Source organism: Nostoc sp., from assembly GCF_036917465.1.
Classification (GTDB): Bacteria; Cyanobacteriota; Cyanobacteriia; order Cyanobacteriales; family Nostocaceae; genus Nostoc.
The window spans coordinates 57,219-65,091 of sequence record NZ_JBALDL010000047.1; the positions used below are offsets into that span (position 1 = coordinate 57,219).

Here is a 7,873-nt window from a genome sequence, read left to right on the forward strand (position 1 = left end):
ATTTATCAGTTACCTGCGACAAACTTTTGCGCTTGTTCAATGGCAGCATTTAACTCTTCCCGACTGCTAGCTTTCACCTTGAGTTTCTTACCGTTAGCCTCGACTTCCAATTCAATGGTTTTGTTGCCCAAGCGATCGCCCAAAAATCCCAACAATTTCTTAAAATTGGCTAGGCTCACCTCTGCCTGCAACACCCCTACTAGAAAACCGCCAACAGACTTGGCTCCTTCGGGTATTTCTGTAACTGCTACCAGTTCAGCACTTTCTACATCTAAGTCTTTGATCTCTCGCAGCAGATTCCGCGTTTCCTGTTCTTGCTCCTCTGCATCTAAGTCTGGATTAGAAAGAGCGATCGTCAGTTTGACGTTAGATTCAGAACTCATTTGTTACCCTTTTAAGTTTTTTAGCAGTTGGCACTCAACTCTATTTCCGTGATATCTCTATTGACATAATATCTGTTACGTGAGTCTTCCGAAAAATTTTTAAGATTTTTACAGAAATTTATCAAGTCTAAGTAAAAATATGTATATTTAAGAGGATGTTTTAAAAGTCCTATTGTTGGTATAAAAAGTTTTAGATCCCCCTTAGAAAGGGGAACTTTGATTCCGGTTCCCCCCTTCTTAAGGGGGGTTAGGGGGGATCAACAAGCGCCAAAAACTTTTCAAACATCCTCTAAGCAAGATACGATAAATTGCCGTCAAGACGAAAGACTCATTATTGTAGAGACGGTAATTCATCGCGTCTCTTGTCTTAACCATAATGATTTTTATTACTTAGGATAGTTTCGAGTTAAATAAAGTTGTATTTAAAATTACAGGTAATAAAAAACTAGATTGCCGGAAATTAATTTTCCCTGCTATGAAGGAGTAATAATGGTTTTAAGTCAATATCAACGTGCCGTAGGCGTATTTACTCATCGTCGAGATGCAGAACAGGCGCTACATGAGTTGAGAGATTCTGGCTTGGCGATGGAAAAAGTATCTGTAATTGTCCAGAATGCAGACCGCAAGTATCCGATTGGCGATGAGGAAATTAAAGAGCGCACTGGTGATAAAGCCGACGAAGGTGCAACAGTAGGAGGGCTTTCAGGGGGCGCTGTTGGTGGGTTGACTGGTTTATTAGTAGGTCTTGGTACTTTAGCAATCCCTGGAGTTGGGCCAATAATGCTGGCTGGCGCTGCTGCAACGGCTTTGGTTACAACCCTTGTTGGTGCAAGTATTGGTGCTGCTACTGGCACTTTTGCTGGTGCGCTAGTTGGTTGGGGAATATCAGAAGAGAAAGCTAGAGCATATAACGAGCGAGTAGAGCATGGACACTATTTTATAATCGTAGATTGTACATCTTTTGAAATTGCTAAAGTAGAAGCAATTCTACACCGTTGGGGTATTGAAGAGTTTGGCATTTACGAGCCTCTTAATAGTGAGCAATTACCTACAAATTATCTGGCCACAACAAATGCTCCGACTGCCATGCCTACTAGAAATGGGATTTTAACGAAACATGCTATTAGTCGCTTTGATAATATAAATAATGTTCAAGCTGCAATTAACGATATGTCTGCCGCAGTTTTTACATCAAACCAGATTTCCTTAATTTGCAAAGATTTTTCTCAATTTTTAGGCTTAACTGGTGTTAATTTGAGTGAGCGCTTTGACGCTATGAGGCTAGGAATACCAGATGATTGGACACGCTTTTATAACGAGGAAGTTGAGCAAGGAAATTATATACTCATTATTAGCGGTACAGACAATGAGCTTGAACAAGCTAACTTGATTGTAAGTAATTATGGAGTTCAAGAATTTCAAATTTATGACCCAATGTTAATCCGTTCTTGAAAACTTGTACCGGAAAATTTCACAATTTTTTCAGAGCAAAGAAATATACAGAAATACTTTCAAAATCTTCCGCTCTGTAGCTGTTGCAGCTTATAAGTCAAGCATAAAATGGAATATTTCAAGGTTGTCAGAAGAGAAAATACTTTTTATGAATATTGCGCCCGGAAACCGGGCGAATATGTAACAAAGCAATTGTGCCGACTAAATTACTTCATCTAAATTTCTGAAGAGATTTAGATGAAGTAATTAATAGCCTTCTATTGTAAAACCAGCAGATTGAATTATCTGTTTAATAGACTCTTCAGAAGCCGCAGCGTCTACAGTTACAGTTTTAGTATCAACGTTCACATCTACTTTGGCATCAGATTTATTGGATGGGCTGATACCTTCGGTTCTAGGTAGATGCCCTTGTAATACTGTTCGGTTAAGGCAAGAGACGCGATGAATCGCCGTCTCTACAATAGTCAGTGATTTATCGCGTCTTTACGATCTAGAATTTCCATCAAAAAACCTTAACTGAACCGTATTGGATGCCCTTGTCTACTTAGTTGTGTTGATAAAATAACTCCCGCAATTTAGTTGAAAATAGTATAGGATATCGAGCTACCTATTTTTTTTCAGTTCGTGCATACTTCTCACAACCTTTGTTACTAAATTTCTGGGTGTAAATCTAACGCTTTCGGTCAATAACTTATTTCTCATCCCAGGAACAACAACAGTTTTGTTTTTCATTAAGCCCCGATAACCAATATTAGCAACGGTTTCCGTATCCATCATTCTGTTAACGCTAGCAATCTTGGAATTTTCCATTGCAGCAGTTTGTTGAAATTCCGTTGCTGTTGGCCCTGGACAAAGAACAGTCACGCTGACACCAGTGCCTTCTAATTCATTAGCGATCGCTTCTGAAAATGATAATACATAGGCTTTAGTAGCAAAATAAACTGCCATTAGAGGCCCTGGTTGAAAAGCTGCTGCTGAGGCGACATTTAAGATTTTTCCATAGTCTTGCTCAAGCATATCCTTGAGAAATAACTTTGTTAAATGAGTCAAAGTCACCATATTTACCTGGAGCATTTGCAGTTCAAGGCTGAGGTCTGTTTCGGTAAATGTTCCATAAGTACCAAAGCCAGCATTGTTAACCAGCACATCAACTTTAATGGATTCTTGCTGGAGTTCAGTAAAAATTTCTTCTGGAGATGTTGGGATAGATAAATCCTTAACCAATATTTTCACAAAAACCCCAAACTTTTGCGGAAATTCATTTATAATTTCAGTAAGTTTTTGTTCATTCTTATCGACTAACACCAGATTATAACCATGCCGAGCAAAAATCTGCGTTAATTGATAGCCTATCCCACTAGCAGCTCCTGTAATTAGAGCAGTTTTTTTTTGCCGACTTTCAGATGTTTTATTCATGCTAGAAAAATGGCGAAGGTGAGTTAATTAATTTAAGTTTTATAAAAATAGCTATAGCAATATATAGTGTTTGCTATAGCTATTTTTATGCAGACAATAAATGATGCTATCCACCTGAAACGAGTATGCTTTAATCAAGCATAAGAGGCGTAAATAGAAAAATCTGTATCTATATAAACAAGAGCAAAAATATTTACTATTGTCATTAAGTAGGTAGATGTAATTAAATATAAGATCAAACCTCACCCTCAATCCCTCTCCAAAGTATCGAAGAGGGAAGCCGGAGGCAGGGTGAAGTTTTATATTTAATTTGATCCACTTACTTAATGCCACAACATAATTCCGTTACTATAAATGATGTGCAAGCAGCACAAGAGCGAATTTTGGGAATTGCCCACCGCACCCCGGTACTAACTTCTAGAATCGTTAACGATCGCACCAATAGCCAAGTATTCTTTAAATGCGAGAACTTTCAACGCACGGGGGCATTTAAATTTAGAGGCGCGTACAATGCCCTAACGCAACTATCGGTAGCCCAAAAACAAACAGGCGTTATCACCTTTTCATCAGGAAATCATGCCCAAGCGATCGCTCTCGCTGGAAAACTCCTCAATATTCCCACCACGATTGTCATGCCTGATGATGCACCCATTGTCAAACAAACTGCGACTCGTGGTTATGGTGCAGAGATAATTTTATACAATCGCCAAGAAACAAACCGAGAACAATTAGCCCAAAGTTTAGCAGATAATCGTTCTCTGACTCTGATTCCCCCTTACGATCATCCCCATGTAGTCGCTGGGCAGGGAACAACTACCTTAGAACTGATTCAAGAAGTTGGTCAATTGGACTTACTATTAGTTTGTTGTGGCGGTGGCGGATTACTTTCAGGATGTGCGATCGCAGCCAAAGCACTTTTACCCAATTGTAAAGTAATTGGAGTAGAACCAGCACTTGCCGATGATGCTACCCGCTCTTTTCAAACCAAAACCCTGCAAACTGTCAAAAATCCTGATACCATCGCCGATGGTGCGCGGACTCCTAGCCTTGGTAACATTACTTTCCCTTTAGTGCTGCATTACGTCGATGATATGGTAACGGTATCTGAAGAAGCGATTCTTCGCACCATGTTTTTCTTGTGGGAACGTCTAAAAATTGTCGTTGAACCCACCGGAGTCCTCGCCGCAGCAGCCTTACTCGAAGGTGTAGTTACAGCACCAGAGTCGAAGATTGGTGTCATCATCAGTGGTGGAAATGTAGACTTGGCGCAAGTTGGTAAATTATTTTCTGGGAGATTGAAAAGTTAAATTTTCAATTGACATTCTTGCTCAAGGCTGGACAAATGACGAAATTCTCCGCAACTACCCTAATATTATCCTTGAAGATATTCAAGCTTCTTTAGGCTATGCTAGTGCCAGTCTTAAAGCTGAAAAAGTTTTCCAGCGTATCCGAATGCGAATCCTCTGAAAAGATTGTTGATGATAATATTTCTAACTTTTGGCAATATTTAATATATATGGTTCCCATAAAGACTGTTCTCAAAAATTCAGAGCAAGTCACTCGGTTGTTTTCTCATCTCGAATTTGATGGAAAAAAGCTCAATCATCAACCGGGTAGCGTTTTGGGAAGTACTGCATTGATTGCGGGAACCACTGTTGGGGCAGGGATTCTCGCTCTACCATCCGTCACCATGCCATCTGGGATTGTGCCATCCACATCTGGTTTGATTGCTGTTTGGCTCTACGCTTTAGTTTCCGGGTTATTGGTTGCAGATGTTATTTTAAACACGATGCGAACAGAAGGGCGCGTGAGTATCGGTTTTTTGAGAATTGTTGAGAAAATTCTTGGTAAACTGGGAGCGCGAATGGCAGGCGGCGCATATTTATTCATGCATTATGCTCTTTTGGTGGCATACATTACCGAAGGTGGAGATATTTTAGCTTATGCGGCAGCAAAAATCGGAGGTGTACATATATCTACGTGGATGGGTACAACAACTTTCACGTTTTTATTTGGTGGCATTATGTATCTTGGGCGAGAAAAGTTTATTGAAAAATTAAACAGCGCCTTTGTCGGAATTGTCATCGTTTCTTTCTTGGGATTATTATTTTTGGCGAGTAGGCACATTCAGAGTACCCAACTCTTATTTCAGAACTGGAGTGCCCTTGGTAGTTCGATTTCAGTAATGTCTGTGGCGCTATTTTTCCAAAACGTTGTGCCTCTGGTTGTAACCCAACTCGAAGGGGATGCCCGCAAAATTCGTCAGTCTATCTTTATTGGTTCTGTGATTCCTCTAATTATGTTCTTGGCATGGAATGCCGTAATTTTAGGAAGCGTCACTCCCGATATGCTACATGGTGCATCTGGCGATAAAACTGTTTTTAATCCACTGCAAATTTTAACAGCAGATGGGGGGGGAGAATGGTTAGGAGTGCTAGTATCCATTTTTTCAGAGTTTGCGATCGCTACATCATTCATTGGATTTGTCTACGGTTTGCTCGATTTGTTCCAAGATATTTTCTCCACCGCACAAAGTAAACTTTCTAGTCGCCTCCCCTTATATTCCCTGGTTCTTTTCCCTCCAATGACTCTCGGAACGCTCAATCCCAGCATCTTTTTTACTGCTCTAGATTACACTGGAACGTTCAGTATCTCAGTTCTGGGTGGAATTATTCCAGCGTTAATGAGTTGGAAGCAACGTCAAGAACAAGAAAATTCAAATAGCATAAATCAATCACTCGTGCCTGGTGGAAAGCTGACGCTAATTGTAATGATTGGAGTGGCATTAGCGATGATGGGAAGACAAATTTTGTCAATTTACTAAAAATATTAATGTAATGCTTTTGATATACATTTGTAGTATATCCTCTGCCAAGCACAATCTTATGAGTGATACTCGCCTCGTCAAAATCAGCAAATATCTCAGCAAATATCTGCGACACACACCGGATGCAATTGGAATTAAACTTGCTCTTAATGGCTGGATTGCTGTTGATGAACTACTTACCGCTTGTGCTAAAAACAAATTTCCGATTACCCGTCAAGAATTAGAGGCGGTAGTTGAATCCAGCGATAAACAACGCTTTTCTTTTGATTCTACAGGTACTTTGATTCGTGCTAACCAAGGACATAGTATAAAAGTCGATTTACAGTTAGAACCTGTTACTCCCCCAGATCAGCTTTATCACGGTACGGGAGGCAAATCCGTAGAGTCAATTTTGCAAACGGGACTTTGCAAAATGTCACGGCATCATGTCCATTTATCGAAGGATATTGCAACAGCGCAAACTGTTGGTGCAAGACATGGAAAAGCAGTGGTTTTTGCTGTAAATACTGCGGCAATGTATCAGGCGGGTTATATTTTTTATTGTTCTGCTAATGGTGTTTGGTTAGTAGATCAAGTACCACCTGAGTATCTACAAAGAATTTGAGTTTTCATAAATAGTTAAGATTTATTTAGAAATCTGTAAATACGAACTATCCCATTGTTTTAAGTATTTGATAGCATTGCGTCTCCCCGCAACTTCTGACAGCAGTTGTACTTGGCGCGATCGCTCTGGGCTAATATACCAAAAGGCAGAAGGCAGGAGGCAGTGTTTCAACTACGCTCAACAACCAGGCAGGATAGATAGCGCAGCGTAAAGCCTACGGCATGGCAACTCTTGGAGACGCTACGCGAACGCTTAGAGCGAGTCTGCGAGCGTTGTCAGGAGGTAGAAACTCTTTATATCTGATTCTTAGTCCTGTATCGTACCTCATTTACTTGCAAACTGCTAAGTAAGTAGGCGAGAATAAATCAAACTAGATTAAGTAATGTAAAAAATCTTGAGATTAGTTTGTAGTAAGGGCTTCAGCCCTCATTTTAGGACTAAAGTCCTCTTTACGAGACGCTGTTCGCGTTCACTACAAACCTTTAATTATTTACGCTGCTCTACTTAATATATCGTTAGTTTATTAAACTGACGCTAATAATTACTTAAATTACTAATTAACTAGTGCATCACCTAATCAAGGAAATTATGGTAACTAAACTCGAAGCATTTAAATCACCTCGATTTATCGGGAAACCAATTTTAGCAGATGTAGATTTTTTTGACTCCTTGGAAAAGATTGACCAATTTGCTGCTGATGCAGGCATACAAATTTTTGTAACAAGTTCAACTCGGATACAAGGAGGTAGCGTCTCTGGAGCAATTGTACGCCCTGCAAGTCGGTCGAATCACTTGGTAGGTCATGGTATCGACATGAATATTATGTTAGGACAACGACTATTTAATAGTGAAGCTTTGGATAAGAACAACTTAAACAACCTTCCACAAGTAATTCAGAATTTTATTAAAAGTATCCGTCAAGATCCTATTCTGCGATGGGGTGGAGATTTCAATCCTGAAGATCCGGTTCATATTGATGATAGTTTAAATTTAAGAGAACCTACCATTTGGGATGCAAAATATCCAATTATCCAGTCTGAAATGATTGCTTTATCACAACCTAATACCGTTTCAGGACAGCCAAGACTTCTATTTCTCGTATCCGCTCGGTAAATCGGGGTAGAACTAAAAAATCAGAATGTAAAATGGTACACAGTGCGTTATAAAATATGACACATGACGCAAATATCA

9 protein-coding genes and 1 pseudogene are annotated in these 7,873 nt (G+C 39.7%); 6 read left to right on the forward strand and 4 right to left on the reverse strand.

What is annotated here, in order from left to right; genetic code table 11:
• Positions 1-5: 5 nt before the first annotated feature.
• Positions 6-383 (reverse strand): hypothetical protein, encoded by a 378-nt coding sequence (locus tag V7K38_RS10060; protein ID WP_334857438.1) that lies wholly within the window; start codon positions 381-383, stop codon positions 6-8.
• 489 nt (positions 384-872) lie between these two features.
• Here V7K38_RS10060 and V7K38_RS10065 point away from each other — a divergent pair, with 489 nt between their 5' ends.
• On the forward strand, positions 873-1,835 hold the full coding sequence (locus tag V7K38_RS10065; protein WP_334857439.1) for a hypothetical protein: 963 nt from the start codon (positions 873-875) through the stop codon (positions 1,833-1,835).
• 246 nt (positions 1,836-2,081) lie between these two features.
• On the opposite strand, the pseudogene V7K38_RS10070 reads toward V7K38_RS10065, so the two are convergent.
• Positions 2,082-2,198: pseudogene (locus V7K38_RS10070) on the reverse strand (cation transporter); the annotation flags it as partial.
• A gap of 240 nt (positions 2,199-2,438) precedes the next feature.
• A complete protein-coding gene (locus V7K38_RS10075; RefSeq protein ID WP_334857440.1) occupies positions 2,439-3,251 on the reverse strand; it encodes an SDR family NAD(P)-dependent oxidoreductase in 813 nt (270 codons plus the stop codon).
• Between the two features lie 326 nt (positions 3,252-3,577).
• Here V7K38_RS10075 and V7K38_RS10080 point away from each other — a divergent pair, with 326 nt between their 5' ends.
• The 4 genes from V7K38_RS10080 (at position 3,578) to V7K38_RS10095 (ending at position 6,682) form a co-directional block, all read left to right on the forward strand.
• Positions 3,578-4,558: a threo-3-hydroxy-L-aspartate ammonia-lyase gene (locus V7K38_RS10080; protein ID WP_334857442.1), complete on the forward strand. Its 981-nt coding sequence runs from the start codon at positions 3,578-3,580 to the stop codon at positions 4,556-4,558.
• A gap of 43 nt (positions 4,559-4,601) precedes the next feature.
• Entirely contained in the window at positions 4,602-4,718 is a 117-nt protein-coding gene (locus V7K38_RS10085; protein WP_334857451.1) for a hypothetical protein, read from the forward strand.
• A gap of 49 nt (positions 4,719-4,767) precedes the next feature.
• Positions 4,768-6,075: an amino acid permease gene (locus tag V7K38_RS10090; protein WP_334857453.1), complete on the forward strand. Its 1,308-nt coding sequence runs from the start codon at positions 4,768-4,770 to the stop codon at positions 6,073-6,075.
• Positions 6,076-6,136: 61 nt separating this feature from the next.
• A complete protein-coding gene (locus V7K38_RS10095) occupies positions 6,137-6,682 on the forward strand; it encodes an RNA 2'-phosphotransferase (RefSeq protein ID WP_334857443.1) in 546 nt (181 codons plus the stop codon).
• A 21-nt stretch (positions 6,683-6,703) separates the two neighbouring features.
• Here V7K38_RS10095 and V7K38_RS10100 read toward each other — a convergent pair whose 3' ends face one another.
• Positions 6,704-6,853, reverse strand: coding sequence for a hypothetical protein (locus V7K38_RS10100; protein WP_334857445.1), 150 nt, complete (start codon positions 6,851-6,853; stop codon positions 6,704-6,706).
• Positions 6,854-7,270: 417 nt separating this feature from the next.
• On the opposite strand from V7K38_RS10100, the gene V7K38_RS10105 reads away from it, so the two are divergent.
• On the forward strand, positions 7,271-7,795 hold the full coding sequence (locus V7K38_RS10105) for a M15 family metallopeptidase (RefSeq protein WP_334857446.1): 525 nt from the start codon (positions 7,271-7,273) through the stop codon (positions 7,793-7,795).
• Positions 7,796-7,873 lie beyond the last annotated feature (78 nt).